This is a genomic window from Muricoprocola aceti (assembly GCF_025567005.1).
GTDB classification, from domain to species: Bacteria; Bacillota; Clostridia; order Lachnospirales; family Lachnospiraceae; genus Marvinbryantia; species Marvinbryantia aceti.
This window is the reverse complement of sequence record NZ_JAOQKE010000034.1, coordinates 1-15,297: the sequence shown is the minus strand read 5'-3', so window position 1 is coordinate 15,297 and position 15,297 is coordinate 1. Positions and strand designations below refer to the sequence as shown.

The following is a 15,297-nucleotide window of genomic DNA, read 5'->3' as shown; positions in this document are numbered from 1 at the left end:
TAAGACCCCTTGAAGACGACGAGGTAGATAGGGCAGAGGTGGAAGTGCAGTAATGTATGGAGCTGACTGTCACTAATAGGTCGAAGGCTTGACCTGAGTGCTTAGTGATTGGCGAGTCGTAAGACGGAGCCAGAACTTAGCAGGAAGGTCGTTCTGGGAGCGAAGCGAACAGAACTTCCTAAATAGTCTGGGAAACACGGATGAAAAAGTATTTACCGTATGCGGTTTTGAAGGTACAACCTTCATATTCCTCGATAGCTCAATGGTAGAGCACTCGGCTGTTAACCGAGGGGTTGTTGGTTCGAGCCCAACTCGGGGAGTTTTGCTAAGAGGAATATGATTTATTTAAAATACGGCTCCATGGTCAAGCGGTTAAGACATCGCCCTTTCACGGCGGTAACAGGGGTTCAAATCCCCTTGGAGTCATTATCGGGGTGTGGCTCAGCTTGGCTAGAGCGCCTGGTTTGGGACCAGGAGGTCGCAGGTTCGAATCCTGTCACCCCGATCCAATAAATATGCGGGTGTAGTTCAATGGTAGAACACCAGCCTTCCAAGCTGGATACGTGGGTTCGATTCCCATCACCCGCTTTGCTACAAATAATATAATGGGCTATCGCCAAATGGTAAGGCAACGGACTCTGACTCCGTCATTTCAAGGTTCGAATCCTTGTAGCCCAGCTTGAAAGCAGTGGAAAATCCGCTGCTTTTATTTTTATGTTTTTATTTTAGAAATAAGTTGAATCTAAAGCTACAATGTTCTATAATTGGCAAGGTACCTCGATTGGAAACAAAAGGAGAAGGAAAATGCTCAGAGGAAAAACAGTTATTTTAGGCGTAACAGGCAGTATTGCAGCTTATAAAATCGCAACACTGGCAAGTATGTTAGTAAAGAAGCAAGCCAGTGTGCATGTAATTATGACAAAGAATGCAACGAATTTTATCAATCCTATTACCTTTGAGACCCTGACTGGACATAAATGCCTGGTAGATACTTTTGATCGTAATTTTGAGTTTCAGGTAGAGCATGTATCTATGGCAAAGCAGGCGGATGTCGTGATGATTGCACCAGCCAGTGCCAATGTCATTGGAAAACTGGCACATGGCCTTGCAGATGATATGCTGACGACGACACTTTTGGCATGTAAATGTCCAAAGATAGTTTCTCCAGCCATGAATACAGCGATGTTTGAGAATCCAATCGTGCAGGACAATCTGAAAATACTGGAAAAATATGGATATGAAGTCATACAGCCTGCCAGCGGCTATCTTGCCTGTGGGGACACGGGAGCAGGAAAGATGCCAGAAGCAGAGACATTGTATCAATATATAGAGAGAACACTGGCAGATCCGAAGGATCTGATTGGAAAAAAAGTATTGGTTACTGCGGGACCTACCCAGGAGAACATTGATCCGGTTCGTTATATCACGAATCATTCATCTGGCAAGATGGGATATGCGGTAGCCAAAGCCGCTATGCTCAGAGGCGCTGATGTGACGTTAGTCAGTGGCCAGACCGCACTGACTCCACCGATGTTTGTAAAGTATGTACAGATTACCACAGCTGAGGAAATGTACCAGGAAGTCACCAGCAGAAGTGATGAGCAGGACATTATTATCAAGGCAGCTGCGGTGGCAGATTATCGTCCGAAGACGGTCTATGAGAATAAAGTGAAAAAAAAGGAAGGCCAGATGGCAATCGAGTTGGAACGGACCAGAGACATACTGGCTTACCTGGGTGAACATAAAAAAGAAAATCAGTTTTTGTGTGGATTTTCTATGGAAACGGAGAACATGATAGGTAATTCCAGAGCCAAATTACAGAAGAAGAATCTGGATATGGTGGCAGCCAACAATGTAAAAGTAGAAGGCGCCGGATTCCAGGGAGATACGAATGTAATGACTCTGATTACACAGGATCAGGAAATTGCCCTTCCATTAATGAGTAAGGAGGAGGCAGCGAATAAGATCCTGGATATAATAGCAACCCGTTAACCGGATTTTGGACAAAAACCTGTCCGTCCATCACCGTATTGTATCCCTGAAGGGAACAGTAACAAGGAGGAAATTATGAGAAACACCAAAACAAGTAACTTGACCATTATGGCACTGATGACAGCGGTATTACTGATCTTTGCCTGCACACCGATTGGTACCATCCCAATTGGACCATTATCCATATCAATGAATATGATACCGGTTGCGATCTGCGCTGTTGCAATGGGACCGGCCGGAGGAGCAGTAGCCGGAGCAATCTTTGGACTTTTAAGTTTTCTGCAGTGCTTTGGAATCGGTATCCCAAGTGGAATGGGTATTATCTTAGTGGGAATTAATCCATTTCTGGCATTTATTCAGAGATTTGTACCAAGACTGCTGGATGGATTACTGTTGGGCTATATTTTCCGTGCAGTAAGTAAGAAAAATGTATATCTGGCATGTGCAGTTACCGGATTTTTTTCTGCATTTTTAAATACCGTATTTTTCATGACAGCACTGGTTCTGTTATTTGGTAATACCGAATATGTACAGGGACTGATTGCAGGAAGAAATATTATCGTATTTATCTGTGCCTTTGTAGGCGTAAATGCAGTAGTAGAAATGGTTGTAGCGACACTGATCACGGGAGCTGTGGGAAGTGCATTATTTAGAGCCAAAGTATTGAGCAGATAAAAGGAGAACGTCAATGATTCTGACCATAGATATCGGAAATACCAACATCGTGGTTGGTGGTATCGACAAAGATAAAACACATTTTATAGAGCGTATTTCAACGGTGCGAACCAAGACAGAATTGGAATATGCCATAGACATTAAGCTGCTTCTGGATATTTATAAGATTAAAGCAGATCAGATCGAAGGCGGAATTATCTCATCGGTAGTTCCACAGATCACGAACATTGTAAAGATCGCGGCAGAGAAGATTCTGAAAACGGAAGTCATGGTACTGGCTGCCGGAGTAAAGACTGGGCTGAACATCAAGATCGACAATCCAGCCCAGCTGGGTGCAGATCTGGTGGCCAATGCAGTAGCAGGGATTCACAATTATCCAGTACCATTGATTATCATTGATATGGGAACAGCCACTACACTTTCTGTAGTCGATGAGAAAAAACAGTACATAGGGGGCATGATTCTCCCGGGACCACGAATTTCGCTGGATGCACTGACGGCCAGAGCTTCACAGCTGAGTGGCATCAGTCTGGAGGCACCAAAGCATATCGTAGGAAAGAATACCATCGAATGTATGAAAAGTGGTATTGTATACAGCAATGCTGCAGCTATGGACGGAATGATTGAGCGAATCGAAGAAGAGATAGGATGCAAGGCAACGGTAGTAGCCACTGGTGGACTGGCCAAGAGCATTATTCCACATTGCAAACGGGAAGTGATTCTGGATGAAGAACTGATGCTGAAAGGGCTCTATATCATCTACGAGAAAAATAAACAGTAAAGAAATTCAACAGAAACGAAGAAAAGACTGTACATTCTTACATGAAATCATGTAAAAATACAGTCTTTTTTGTTGTTTATAAAATGAAAAGTTGACAATTTTCTGATAACGTGTTATTGTTTCAAAAATGAATAGTTCAATATTGAAATAAAAGGAGGGACTATGAATCAATTACTTTTTATGATCCACAATTCTCTGGAATTATATGAGAATCTCTGCCAGCCAGTGTGCAGGGAATGTGGAATAGCACAGACTGCATTGGATATTCTGATGTTTCTGGCCAATAATCCGGAGTATTATACCGCACGGGATATCTGCCGTGTCAGAGGAATCAAAGCAAATCTGGTTTCTTTTCATGTGGAGAAGCTGGTGCAGGAGGGATACCTGGAACGTGAGGCCATACCGGGAGACCGGAGGCAGGTGAGACTGCTACTGACTGGAAAAAGTCAGAGAGTCATCGAACAGGGAAGATCGGTGCAGCAGCGTTATCGGGAGATTCTGGTTTCTAATATTGCACCGTCTGATTTTGAGACATTTCAGCGGTGTATGGATACCATTCGGCAAAATATCGAGCGGGCGAAAAAGATTAGTGCAAAAGCAAAATCGACAGAAAAAGAGGATAAGAAAAGATGAATCTGTTTATAACTATCTTAGTGACATTTTTTGCAGGCATGGGTGCAGGTCTGGGAACTGGATTTGCCGGTATGAGTGCGGCGGCGGTGATCAGTCCGATGCTGATTACGTTTCTGCATATGGATCCATATATGGCAGTGGGAATTGCCCTGTCCTCGGATGTGCTGGCCAGCGCGGTTTCCGCTTATACCTATGGAAAAAATAAAAATCTGGACATTAAAAATGGCGTGATCATGATGTGCAGTGTGCTGGCATTTACCGTAGTAGGAAGCTTCATTGCCAGTCTTGTACCATCCAGAACCATGGGAGGATTTTCCACGGTCATGACATTCTTTCTTGGTGTGAAGTTTATTGTAAAACCAGTCATGACCACGAAAGAAAGTATGCAGGCGGTATCAGCGAAAAAGAGGGCTATTCAGTCCATCATTTGCGGTATACTGATCGGATTTATCTGTGGATTTGTTGGAGCAGGCGGTGGAATGATGATGCTTCTGATACTGACCAGTGTATTGGGATATGAGCTGAAGACTGCAGTGGGAACCAGTGTGTTTATTATGACATTCACAGCCCTTACCGGAGCAGTATCTCATTTTGCCATTGGTGGTTCACCAGACTGGATGGTCTGGACATTGTGTGTAGTATTTACCTTTATCTGGGCGCGGATTGCAGCAGTCTTTGCCAATAAGGCAGAGCCGAAGACGTTGAATCGTGCTACTGGTGTGGTACTGGTCATTCTTGGTGCGATAATTTTCGTTTTCTCCAGGCTTTCATAAAATACTTTTCATGCCGTTAGAATCGTGATAAAATGAGTACGGTTCAGATTCAAAATGTCAGAAAATGGATCTGAACCGTACTTTTTGCATTGTTGAAAGGAAATAACATACATGAATGTATTTGATATTATAGGCCCGGTGATGATCGGTCCGTCTTCCAGCCATACTGCAGGAGCAGTGCGTCTGGGCCGTGTGGCATGGCAGATTCTGGAGGATCGTCCTGTAAAGGCAGTGATCGAGCTGTCGGGATCTTTCGCCCAGACATATAAAGGACATGGAACGGATAAGGCACTGATTGCCGGCATCATGGGAATGGATTCTTATGATGAACGGATTCGCTGTTCACTGGAACTGGCCCGGGAACAGGGACTGGAGTATGAGTTTCATGAGGTAAATATACCGGATACCCACCCGAATACCGCACATATTTTTCTTTATGGAGAAAGTGGCAAGACGGCAGATATTCAGGGGGCTTCTGTGGGAGGCGGCAACATTCTGGTGGAGAAGATCAATGGAATGGATGTGGCCTACACAGGACAGAGTACCACCATTCTGGTTCGCCATTACGACCGACCGGGAGCGATCGCAGCGGTAACGAATTTTATGGCATATTCAGATGTGAATATTGGGAACTTCCGTCTGTCCAGACAGAAAAAGGGTGGAGAAGCCATTATGACTATTGAGATTGACGGAGCAGCACCGGAAGGACTGACTGAACAGCTAAAGGTACTGCCACATGTGATCAGTGCGATTATTCTGAAAGTGATATAGGAGCAGTTATGGAATATTTGACAATACAGGAATTGGTAGAGACAGCAGAGAAGAAGAAAATGAGCATCGGTGCTGTGGTACTGGAAGATCAGGCCGTGCAGATGGAGCAGAGCAAAGAAAAACTGCTCTCCCAGATGGAGGAGAATCTTCGTGTCATGGAAAAAGCAGTGGAGAGTGGAATGGATCCAGAACTTCGGTCTACTTCCGGACTGACCGGGGGTGATGCCTGGAAGATGATGCAGTATGCCCAAATGGGCGGCATCACAGGCAGTTTTATGACAAAAGCGATGGCCAGAGCACTGGCAGTATCTGAATATAATGCAGCCATGGGAAAGATCGTGGCTGCGCCAACTGCAGGCTCCTGCGGTATCATGCCGGGGTGTCTGGTGACTATGATGGAAGAGCATCAGATCCCGAGAGAAAAAATCATAGAAGGTATGTTTACGGCAGCAGGATTTGGTATTGTGATAGCCAAAAGAGCCAGCATTGCCGGAGCACAGGGCGGCTGTCAGGCAGAGTGTGGTTCCGCAGCAGCGATGACCGCAGCAGCATTGACAGAAATCATGGGTGGAACGCCAAAGCAGGCAGCAGATGCCTGTGCCATGGCAATCAAAAATCAGCTTGGGCTGGTGTGTGATCCGGTGGCCGGACTGGTGGAGATCCCGTGTATCAAACGAAATGTGGGTGGTATTATGATCGCATTTTCCGCAGCAGATATGGCACTGGCCGGAATGGAATCCAAGATTCCTGTGGATGAAGTCATTGATGCCATGAAGGAAGTGGGAGACAGTATGCCATGTGCCATGAAGGAGACGGCACAGGGAGGACTGGCGAATACACCGACGGCAAAGCAGATGAAAGAGCAGGTCTTCGGAAAAAAAGAAGTATAAATATGATAGTAAGAAAGAATCGCAAGATTCAATATATAAAAAAGTGCTCTGCTGAGTATGTGTAATAACAATCTCACAGAGCACTTTTTTATTATAGACTTTCTTTTTTGCTGTACAGATCAATCAGGCGGAGCAGAATGTCCACATTCTTTTCCAGAGCCTGAATAGCTACCAGTTCAAAACGGCCATGTGCATTTTCATAACCGGCACTGATGTTCGGACAAGGAAGTCCTTTCTGGGACAGGCATGCACCATCTGTACCGCCACGCATCGGGATTGCATGCATTTCTACACCACAGTCGGCCATAGCCTGTTTTGCATAGTCGATCATGTAAGGAACTTTCATGATGGCATCATACATGCTGGAGTATTTTCCTGTATAAGAAGATTCTACCGTACCTTCACCATATTTTTCATTTAAAGCAGCCACACATTTTTCCACATATTCATGTCTTTCCTGGAAACGCTTCTTGTCATGATCACGAATCAGGCAGCGAAGAAATGCTTTTTCCACAGTTCCTTCGAACTTAATCGGATGGAAATAACCCTCCCGATTTTCTGTATGCTGAGGACGTTCCAGTGCAGGAAGCATATTCATGAATTCACCACCGATTTCGATGGCATTTTTCATAATATTTTTCGCTGTTCCAGGATGTACATTTAAGCCGTGAATGTTCAGATGCACTTCTTCTCCGTTGAAGTTCTCATAAATAAAATCGCCGAGGCCATCACCATCCAGAGTATAGGCAATGTCTGCACCGAAGCGTTCAATGTCGAACTTGTGAGCACCCAGAAGACCGACCTCTTCATCGCAGGTGAATCCAATCTGGATTGGGCCGTGAGGAAGCTCCGGATGCCGGCAGAAATATTCAGCCATGGTCATAATAGAAGTAATAGCGGCCTTGTCATCGCCACCCAGCAGAGTTGTACCGTCTGTCAGGATCAGATCCTGTCCAACATACATGGCCAGACGAGGATATTTTGCTGCTTCCATAACAATATTCTGTTCTTTATTTAATACGATGTCTCCGCCTGGATAGTTTTCCAGAACCCATGGCTTTACATCGGTACCACTGGCATCCGGAGCGGTATCCATATGACCAAGGAATCCGATAGAAATGCCACCGCCATTTGGCAGGGTAGATGGAATAGTGCCGTATACATTACAGAAATCATCGTGAGTGACATTTTGAAGTCCGATGTTCTTCATTTCTTCTTCCAGCATATGAGCCAGATCCCACTGTTTTTCTGTACTTGGAACGGTAGCTGCGCCATTCTGAGACTGGGTATCTACTTTGGCGTAACGGATAAAACGTTCTTTTACCTGATCGTAAAACTGTGACATGATTGTCTCTCCTTTAGTAAATATAATTAGTATTGATATGCCACTTTTTATGACAAACAGTTTGACAGAAAAGTGTCATATAATATAATTATACACCCCTGTGCTAAAAGCGCAAGAAGAAGTTATGGGGCTGCTGGTCATGGAGTGAACAATAACGTTGTATTTGACAGAAAAACAGATGTATGACATTGACAGATGACACTTTAGTGTGTTAAAATTTATACAGTCCGCTTCATATACAAGCAAACATTATAAAGGAGGAGAAAAATGAGCAGAAAAGGACTTATGAGATTTTTAATCGCTGCAGCAGTATCTGCAACTGCGCTGTTCGGAAGTATGAGTGTTTCCGCAGCAGAGACTACCCAGGATACGCTGACTGTAGCAATGGGATCCGATGCAACCAGTATCGACCCGGTAGCTGTATGTAATGTATATTCATCCAACATTATGGCGCAGATCTATGACACACTGATTGATGTGGCAGAAGATGGTACCGTAACACCGAGACTTGCAGAGAGCTATGAAGTGTCAGATGATGGACTTACCTATACTTTTAAGATTCGTCAGGGCGTAAAGTTCCACAATGGAGATGAATTAAAGGCAAGTGATGTAGCATACTCACTGAAACGTGCACAGGCCAGTGCAGCAGTAGCTCACATCTTTGGTGACATCGATCCGGACAGCTTTGAAGTACCAGATGATTACACAGTATCTTTTAAACTTCAGCAGCAGAATACAGGTTTCATCGCAGGTCTTGCCAATACAGGTGCCAGCATTGTTCCAGAAGCTGTTGTAGAAGCAGAAGGCGATAACTTCGGAAGCAACCCAATCGGTACCGGCCCATTCAAGTTCGTAAGCTGGACAAAGAATGATACTATCGAATTGGAACGTAATGATGATTATTTCGGAGAAAAACCGGCATTGTCTAAGATCACATTCCGTATCATCACTGAAGCAACCAACCGTGCTATCGAACTGGAGAGTGGCGGTGTAGATATGGCATTTGATATTTCTACCAACGATATCAGCCGTGTAGAAGACAACAGCAATCTTCAGTTGATCCGTAAGGTAGATAACCAGACTACTTTCCTTGCATTCAACTGCGAGAAAGAACCATGGAATAACCCGGATGTACGTCAGGCTATCTCTTATGCACTGGATACCACAGCAATCTGCAACGCAGTATGGCGTGGAGTTGGCGCACCAGCAGCAGGTCCGATCGCACCGAACGTAAAATATCACGATAACGATCTGACACCACATGAATACAATGTAGAAAAAGCAAAAGAACTGCTGGCAGCAGCAGGCATTCAGGAAGGTCAGAAGCTGGTGATCTCCACAAACGAACGTCAGGAAAGAATTGATATGGCTACGATCATTCAGAGCCAGTTAAAAGAAGTTGGAATTGATGTAGAAATTGAAGTTCTGGAATGGGGCGCACTTCTGGACAAGGCAGACAGACGTGAACAGGATGCGATTATGGTAGGATGGACCTGCCAGACTGCTGATCCGGATATGGCAGTTTACGCTGTATTCCATTCTCAGACAAACGGACAGGTTGGTAATAACTACGCAAACTTCAGCAGTGAAAAAGTAGATGAACTGCTGGAAAAAGGAAGATCCATGCCAGACTCTGAGGACAGAGAAGCAGTTTACAAAGAACTGCAGGAAGAGATTGCAGCAGAAGCACCATGGGTATTCCTGAACAATGGAGAAGTAGTTGTTGGTGCAAAGGCCAACATGAAGGGATTTGAACCTACAGCATATGGTTATCATCCATTATACAACATTTACTTTGAGTAAATGTTGCAGGAAAAGCAGATTTACAACGGGGGAAGCTGCCGCTTCCCCTTTTCCAATGAGAAAAACAGAAAGGAAAGACGTCTATGCTAAAATATGTAGGTAAGCGTTTATTAATGATGATCCCGGTATTACTGGGTGTTACCTTTATCATATTTTCTATGCTGTATATCACTCCTGGCGATCCGGCCAGACTGGTACTGGGCGATTCGGCTTCTCCGGAAGCAGTAGAGCAGTACCGGGAAGAACAGGGACTTAATGATCCATTCCTGGTACAGTATGGAAGATATATGAAGAACCTGATTCTCCATGGAGATCTGGGAACTTCTTATGCCACAAAGAAGCCGGTAATTGATCTGATCAAAGACTGTTTCCCGGCTACGGTAAAACTGGCATTTTGTTCTATGTTATTTGCATTGGTTCTGGGTATTCCAATTGGAATTATTTCTGCGATCAAGCAGTATTCGATTTTTGATATGTGTTCTATGGCGTTTGCATTGTTGGGGATTTCCATGCCGGTGTTCTGGCTGGGACTGCTGCTGACACTGTTGTTTTCTGTAAAATTGGGCTGGCTTCCGTCTTCTGGATTTAACACTCCATTACATCTGATTCTGCCAGCAGTATCACTGGGGGCTCAGTCTGTAGCAGTTATTACCCGTATGACCAGATCCAGTATGCTGGAAGTTATCAATATGGATTATATCAAGACAGCAAGAGCAAAAGGTCTCCATGAGAAAACTGTTATCATCAGACACGCACTGGGAAATGCTCTGATTCCGATTATTACATCTGCAGGTCTGCAGTTTGGTACTCTGCTGGGTGGAGCAGTTCTGACAGAGTCTATTTTTTCTATTCCTGGAATTGGACGACTGATGGTAGACTCCATCAAGATGCGTGACTTCCCTACGGTACAGGGCGGTGTGCTGATCATTGCACTGGCGTTCAGTATTGTAAACCTCCTGGTTGACCTGTTATATGCATTTGTAGATCCGCGTATCAAAGCGCAGTATAAGTAGGAGGAGAGTACATATGGAAAAGAAAAAGAAATTTGCCCAGCTGGGCGATATATGGAAACGCCTTCGAAAAAACAAACTGGCGGTACTGGGACTGATTATTATCGTTATTATTTTCTTAGTAGCGATTTTTGCAAACTTTATTGCACCTTATAGTTTTGACCAACAGGATCTGTTGAGCTGCTTCCAGGGACCAAGTGCACAGCACTGGTTTGGAACAGATGAGTTTGGGCGTGATATTTTCAGTCGTGTAGTATATGGAACGAGAATATCTCTGTTGATTGGTTTCGTAGCTGTAGCAATTGCCATGGTGATTGGTGTACTTCTTGGAGCATTTTCCGGTTACTATGGAGCAACCGTTGACAACATTATTATGCGACTAATGGATATTCTGTTATCTATTCCACAGATCATTTTAGCGATTGCCATTGTGGCAGTACTTGGAAATGGTCTGTTTAACCTGATGCTCGCAGTCGGTATTTCTTCGATTCCGCATTATGCCAGAATCGTGCGTGCATCAGTGCTTTCTGTAAAAGATCAGGAATTTATCGAGGCAGCTAAGGCAGCAGGATCATCGGATCTGCGTATTATTTTCAAACACATTATTCCGAACTGTCTGGCTCCGATTATCGTACAGGCCACATTGGGTGTAGCTATGGCGATCCTGACAGCGGCCGGACTTAGTTTTGTTGGACTGGGTATTTCCCCGCCAACTCCGGAATGGGGTTCTATGCTTTCTTCTGCAAGAAGTTATATTAGAGACTATGCTTATATGACCATGTTCCCAGGTCTTGCGATTATGATCACCATCTTTGCTCTGAATGTACTGGGTGACGGACTTCGTGACGCACTGGATCCAAAGCAGAAGAAATAGGAGGAGAGGAATATGGATAACGAGAAAAAGAATTTACTTGAGATCCGTGATCTGACTGTAGAATATCATACAAATGGCGGTGTGGTACATGCAGTTAACGGATTAAATCTGGAAGTTGCACCTAAGGAGACCCTTGGATTTGTAGGAGAAACTGGTGCAGGAAAGACAACAACCGCTCTGAGTATTTTGAATCTGCTGCCACATCCACAGGGAAAGGTAATCAGCGGATCCATCAAATATAATGGCGAAGAAATTTTAAACAAATCCAATAAAGACATGACTCGTATTCGTGGAGAAAAGATCTCTATGATCTTCCAGGATCCTATGACATCATTGAATCCGGTTATGACCGTTGGTGATCAGATTGCAGAAGGAATCCGTCTGCATGATCACCTGAGTAAAGCAGATGCTCATAAAAAAGCCCTGGAGATGCTGAAGACCGTTGGCATCCGTCCGGAACGAGCTTCAGATTATCCACATCAGTTCTCTGGTGGTATGAAGCAGCGTGTGGTTATTGCAATTGCGCTTGCCTGTAATCCGGAACTGCTGATTGCCGATGAACCGACCACTGCACTGGATGTAACGATTCAGGCACAGATGCTGGAACTGATGAAAGGACTGAAGGATCAGTATGATACTTCTATGATTATGATTACTCATGACCTGGGTATCGTGGCTGAGATCTGTGATAAAGTAGCAATTATGTATGCAGGAAATGTGGTAGAATATGGCGATAAAGTGGATATTTTCACACCAGAGAAGCCACACCACCCATATACTGTTGGATTGTTTGATTCCATTCCAGATATCTATCATGAACAGGAAGAACTGAAGATCATAAAAGGCCTCACACCGGATCCAACAGATCTGCCGTCTGGATGTACTTTCCATCCAAGATGTCCATATGCCTGTGAGAAATGCAGCAAGCAGATGCCAAAGCATCTGGAAGTAGAACCTGGACATACCATCAGTTGTCACAGATTTGATGATACTAAGGAGGTGAAGTAAATGGCAGAGACGATTCTTGAAGTAAAGAATCTGAAAAAATATTTCAAAACCAAAAAAGGAATGCTGCATGCATTAGATGATGTCAGTTTTTCTATCAATCAGGGAGAAACCCTTGGTCTTGTAGGAGAATCAGGCTGTGGTAAATCTACCACCGGTCGTGCCATTTTGAGACTTCATGAACCCACCAGCGGTGAAGTATTATTTCGTGGGACGGATGTGGTAAAACTGAATGCAGCACAGATGAAGGAAATGAGAAAGAAGATGCAGATCGTATTTCAGGATCCGTATTCTTCTCTGAATCCGCGTCTGAATATAGAAGAATTAATTTCAGAGCCATTATTGGTAAATAAGGTATATGATAATAAGAAAGATTTGTATAACCGTGTGCATGAGGTTATGGATATTGTAGGTCTGGAACGCAGACTTTCTACTTCTTATCCACATGAGCTGGACGGTGGAAGAAGACAGCGTATCGGTATTGCCCGTGCTCTGTCTATCAATCCGGAATTCATCGTTATGGATGAGCCGGTATCCGCACTGGATGTGAGTGTACAGGCACAGATACTGAACCTGATGAATCAGTTGAAGAAGGATCTGGGACTGACCTATCTGTTTATTTCTCATAACCTGAGCGTAGTAAAGCATGTCAGTGACCGTATTGCAGTTATGTACCTTGGTAAGATCGTGGAAATGGCTGATTACAAAGATATCTTTGAAAATCCGCTGCATCCATATACTCAGGCGCTGCTGTCTGCGATTCCGATTCCAAGACTGGATGTGGAAAAACGCCAGCGTATCATTCTGGAAGGAGACGTACCGAGTCCGGTGAATCCACCGGAAGGCTGCCGTTTCTGCGGACGCTGCCGTTTCCGAAAAGAAGGATGCAATAAGAATGAACCGAAACTGGTAGATGTGGGGAATGGACACATGGTAGCGTGTCATCTGGTAGCAGGCAAATAAAATATCGTGAAATCCAAAGCCGGAATACTTTTGTAAGATGCAGAGGTATTCCGGCTTTTTATCTTGTTTACAAATGCAGGTAGAATGTTATAGTATGGAAACAGAATATGATGATATGGAAGGACAATAAAAATGGACAGCAGATCAGATAGTGGATTTCTGAATGTACTGATTCAGATGGGAGAAGCGCTGCAGAACAGCGGGGCGGAGATTTACCGGGTGGAGGATACCCTGAACCGTATCGGTTATGCCTATGGTGCAGAAGAGATGAATGTGTTCGTGATTACCTCCAGCATTATCATTACCATGAAGATGCCTGGAAAAGATCCATTGACCCAGACCAGACGGCTGAAGAAGTCAGGGGGTAATGATTTTGTGAAACTGGAGGAATTGAACGAACTGAGCAGACAGATCTGTAGTGGCCGGATAGCGGTGGATGAGTTTGAACAGCAGCTGGATCAGATATTATCCACTGGCTCCAGTGAGAAAATGCTGTTGCTGGGAAATGTGCTGGCAGCGGCCAACTTTGCTGTATTCTATGGTGGCAGTATCTGGGACTTTTTGTTTGCCGGATTGATGGGAGCGGTGATCTGGCTGCTGGAAACATATATGGAACCAATCTGTCTGAATTCTGTGGCTTATCAGATAGCCGCATCGTTCTTAAGCGGTGTGGGGATCTGTGTGGTCAGCAGAATCTTTCCGATATTGCATATGGACAAGATCATGATTGGTGATATCATGTTGCTGATACCAGGACTGATGTTCACCAATGCCATACGGGATGTTCTGCTGGGGGATACCATATCAGCCAGTATGAGGCTGATCGAGGCGTTATTGCTGGCAGCGGCGCTGGCACTGGGATTTTTTGCGGCTATCTGGCTGGTAAGGGGGCTCTGGTAAATGAATGTAATTATACAACTGCTCACAGGTGCGGCAGGCTCTGTGGGATTTGGACTCATCTTTCATATTAATAAAAGATATCTTCCAGCGGCAGCAGTAGGAGGCGCACTTGGCTGGCTGGCTTACTTGTTATTGTCCCATCATGGGCACCATATCTTTGTATCTATGCTGGTGGCCAGCTTCTGCGTGGCCATCTATGCAGAGATCCTGGCCCGGCTATACGGAGCACCATCCACACCGTTTTTTGTGACCTCCGCCATTCCGCTGATACCGGGAAGCACTCTGTATTACTGTATGAGTGCACTGGCAGAGGGTAATACCGAACTGGCAGAAAAATACGGAAGCCAGACCTTCCTGTGCGCACTGGGGATCGCCGGGGGAATGGCCATCGCCTGGTGCATCTGCGACCTGACCAGGAAAATGAAACGTTAGGCTATTGCGATAAAAGCAACATAAAAGAATTTTGTAAAAAAATGAAAAAAACTGTTGACAAATGCTGGGACGGATGATAATATAATGAAGCTGTCTGAGAGAGACAGCAAGAAACACAAAGCTTCAATCGAAAGATTGAAAAATAAATAAAAAAGTTGTTGACAAACTTAGAAAGCAGTGATATGATATAAAAGTTGCTGCTGATGAGAACAACAGCAAAGAACCTTGATAATTGAACAGTGAAACAACCTTGAAAGATTCTAAAAAAGACGAGTATCTTCCAGAAAACTTTGTTTTCCGGAAGCATGCATTCAAGGAACTGACCTTATAAACAGTAAAAGGGATAGATTAGCTAGTATGTTGATTTTGAACTGGATTAAAATTAATTTTCGCGAGTAATGAGGAGAGCGAGCATGCTTGCATGTGCATTCGACGAATACCGCGAAAACA

At 44.4% G+C, this 15,297-nt stretch carries 15 protein-coding genes, 5 tRNA genes and 1 rRNA gene; 20 read left to right on the top strand and 1 reads right to left on the bottom strand.

What is annotated here, in order from left to right; genetic code table 11:
• The 13 genes from OCV47_RS15380 to sdaAA all read left to right on the top strand — a co-directional run.
• Positions 1-96 (top strand): 23S ribosomal RNA (locus tag OCV47_RS15380); the annotation flags it as partial.
• A gap of 152 nt (positions 97-248) precedes the next feature.
• Positions 249-320 (top strand) — tRNA-Asn (locus tag OCV47_RS15375).
• 34 nt (positions 321-354) lie between these two features.
• Positions 355-426 (top strand) — tRNA-Glu (locus OCV47_RS15370).
• A gap of 4 nt (positions 427-430) precedes the next feature.
• Positions 431-505, top strand: a tRNA-Pro gene (locus OCV47_RS15365).
• Between the two features lie 12 nt (positions 506-517).
• Positions 518-588, top strand: a tRNA-Gly gene (locus OCV47_RS15360).
• Between the two features lie 18 nt (positions 589-606).
• Positions 607-678 (top strand) — tRNA-Gln (locus OCV47_RS15355).
• A 126-nt stretch (positions 679-804) separates the two neighbouring features.
• Entirely contained in the window at positions 805-1,992 is a 1,188-nt protein-coding gene (coaBC, locus tag OCV47_RS15350) for a bifunctional phosphopantothenoylcysteine decarboxylase/phosphopantothenate--cysteine ligase CoaBC (RefSeq protein WP_262655909.1), read from the top strand.
• A gap of 75 nt (positions 1,993-2,067) precedes the next feature.
• A complete protein-coding gene (locus OCV47_RS15345; protein WP_262655908.1) occupies positions 2,068-2,667 on the top strand; it encodes an ECF transporter S component in 600 nt (199 codons plus the stop codon).
• 13 nt (positions 2,668-2,680) lie between these two features.
• Positions 2,681-3,448, top strand: a complete 768-nt coding sequence (locus tag OCV47_RS15340) for a type III pantothenate kinase (RefSeq protein ID WP_256301613.1) — start codon at positions 2,681-2,683, stop codon at positions 3,446-3,448.
• Between the two features lie 162 nt (positions 3,449-3,610).
• Positions 3,611-4,081 carry a MarR family winged helix-turn-helix transcriptional regulator gene (locus OCV47_RS15335; RefSeq protein WP_262655907.1) on the top strand — a complete coding sequence of 157 codons (471 nt, stop codon included), beginning with the start codon at positions 3,611-3,613 and terminating at the stop codon, positions 4,079-4,081.
• The gene (locus OCV47_RS15330) at positions 4,078-4,854 is read left to right on the top strand and encodes a sulfite exporter TauE/SafE family protein (protein ID WP_262655906.1); all 777 of its coding nucleotides are present in this window, start codon (positions 4,078-4,080) and stop codon (positions 4,852-4,854) included. The genes OCV47_RS15335 and OCV47_RS15330 overlap by 4 nt, the downstream gene beginning before the upstream one ends.
• Before the next feature lie 111 nt (positions 4,855-4,965).
• Positions 4,966-5,625: an L-serine ammonia-lyase, iron-sulfur-dependent subunit beta gene (gene sdaAB / locus OCV47_RS15325; protein WP_117449831.1), complete on the top strand. Its 660-nt coding sequence runs from the start codon at positions 4,966-4,968 to the stop codon at positions 5,623-5,625.
• A gap of 8 nt (positions 5,626-5,633) precedes the next feature.
• Positions 5,634-6,515, top strand: coding sequence for an L-serine ammonia-lyase, iron-sulfur-dependent, subunit alpha (sdaAA, locus tag OCV47_RS15320; RefSeq protein WP_249310130.1), 882 nt, complete (start codon positions 5,634-5,636; stop codon positions 6,513-6,515).
• Between the two features lie 91 nt (positions 6,516-6,606).
• Here the strand turns inward: sdaAA and pepT are convergent, their stop codons facing one another.
• Positions 6,607-7,860, bottom strand: a complete 1,254-nt coding sequence (gene pepT, locus OCV47_RS15315) for a peptidase T (protein WP_249310128.1) — start codon at positions 7,858-7,860, stop codon at positions 6,607-6,609.
• 267 nt (positions 7,861-8,127) lie between these two features.
• Here pepT and OCV47_RS15310 point away from each other — a divergent pair, with 267 nt between their 5' ends.
• From OCV47_RS15310 to OCV47_RS15280, 7 genes are all read left to right on the top strand, one after another.
• Positions 8,128-9,663 carry an ABC transporter substrate-binding protein gene (locus tag OCV47_RS15310; protein WP_262655905.1) on the top strand — a complete coding sequence of 512 codons (1,536 nt, stop codon included), beginning with the start codon at positions 8,128-8,130 and terminating at the stop codon, positions 9,661-9,663.
• Positions 9,664-9,746: 83 nt separating this feature from the next.
• Positions 9,747-10,676, top strand: a complete 930-nt coding sequence (gene nikB / locus OCV47_RS15305) for a nickel ABC transporter permease (RefSeq protein ID WP_262655904.1) — start codon at positions 9,747-9,749, stop codon at positions 10,674-10,676.
• Positions 10,677-10,689: 13 nt separating this feature from the next.
• Positions 10,690-11,547 (top strand): ABC transporter permease, encoded by an 858-nt coding sequence (locus tag OCV47_RS15300; protein ID WP_249310123.1) that lies wholly within the window; start codon positions 10,690-10,692, stop codon positions 11,545-11,547.
• A 12-nt stretch (positions 11,548-11,559) separates the two neighbouring features.
• Positions 11,560-12,555, top strand: coding sequence for an ABC transporter ATP-binding protein (locus OCV47_RS15295; RefSeq protein ID WP_117449837.1), 996 nt, complete (start codon positions 11,560-11,562; stop codon positions 12,553-12,555).
• The gene (locus OCV47_RS15290) at positions 12,556-13,515 is read left to right on the top strand and encodes an ABC transporter ATP-binding protein (protein ID WP_262655903.1); all 960 of its coding nucleotides are present in this window, start codon (positions 12,556-12,558) and stop codon (positions 13,513-13,515) included.
• A gap of 132 nt (positions 13,516-13,647) precedes the next feature.
• A complete protein-coding gene (locus tag OCV47_RS15285; protein WP_262655902.1) occupies positions 13,648-14,415 on the top strand; it encodes a threonine/serine exporter family protein in 768 nt (255 codons plus the stop codon).
• Positions 14,416-14,847 carry a threonine/serine exporter family protein gene (locus OCV47_RS15280; RefSeq protein WP_262655901.1) on the top strand — a complete coding sequence of 144 codons (432 nt, stop codon included), beginning with the start codon at positions 14,416-14,418 and terminating at the stop codon, positions 14,845-14,847.
• The last annotated feature ends 450 nt before the right edge of the window (positions 14,848-15,297 follow it).

Coding starts and splice junctions, on each gene's coding strand:
- OCV47_RS15340 (WP_256301613.1), top strand. CDS start 2,681: ATGATTCTGACCATAGATATCGGAAATACCAACATCGTGGTTGGTGGT.
- OCV47_RS15285 (WP_262655902.1), top strand. CDS start 13,648: ATGGACAGCAGATCAGATAGTGGATTTCTGAATGTACTGATTCAGATG.
- sdaAB (WP_117449831.1), top strand. CDS start 4,966: ATGAATGTATTTGATATTATAGGCCCGGTGATGATCGGTCCGTCTTCC.
- sdaAA (WP_249310130.1), top strand. CDS start 5,634: ATGGAATATTTGACAATACAGGAATTGGTAGAGACAGCAGAGAAGAAG.
- coaBC (WP_262655909.1), top strand. CDS start 805: ATGCTCAGAGGAAAAACAGTTATTTTAGGCGTAACAGGCAGTATTGCA.
- OCV47_RS15310 (WP_262655905.1), top strand. CDS start 8,128: ATGAGCAGAAAAGGACTTATGAGATTTTTAATCGCTGCAGCAGTATCT.
- OCV47_RS15290 (WP_262655903.1), top strand. CDS start 12,556: ATGGCAGAGACGATTCTTGAAGTAAAGAATCTGAAAAAATATTTCAAA.
- pepT (WP_249310128.1), bottom strand. CDS start 7,860: ATGTCACAGTTTTACGATCAGGTAAAAGAACGTTTTATCCGTTACGCC.
- OCV47_RS15300 (WP_249310123.1), top strand. CDS start 10,690: ATGGAAAAGAAAAAGAAATTTGCCCAGCTGGGCGATATATGGAAACGC.
- OCV47_RS15345 (WP_262655908.1), top strand. CDS start 2,068: ATGAGAAACACCAAAACAAGTAACTTGACCATTATGGCACTGATGACA.
- OCV47_RS15335 (WP_262655907.1), top strand. CDS start 3,611: ATGAATCAATTACTTTTTATGATCCACAATTCTCTGGAATTATATGAG.
- OCV47_RS15280 (WP_262655901.1), top strand. CDS start 14,416: ATGAATGTAATTATACAACTGCTCACAGGTGCGGCAGGCTCTGTGGGA.
- OCV47_RS15295 (WP_117449837.1), top strand. CDS start 11,560: ATGGATAACGAGAAAAAGAATTTACTTGAGATCCGTGATCTGACTGTA.
- nikB (WP_262655904.1), top strand. CDS start 9,747: ATGCTAAAATATGTAGGTAAGCGTTTATTAATGATGATCCCGGTATTA.
- OCV47_RS15330 (WP_262655906.1), top strand. CDS start 4,078: ATGAATCTGTTTATAACTATCTTAGTGACATTTTTTGCAGGCATGGGT.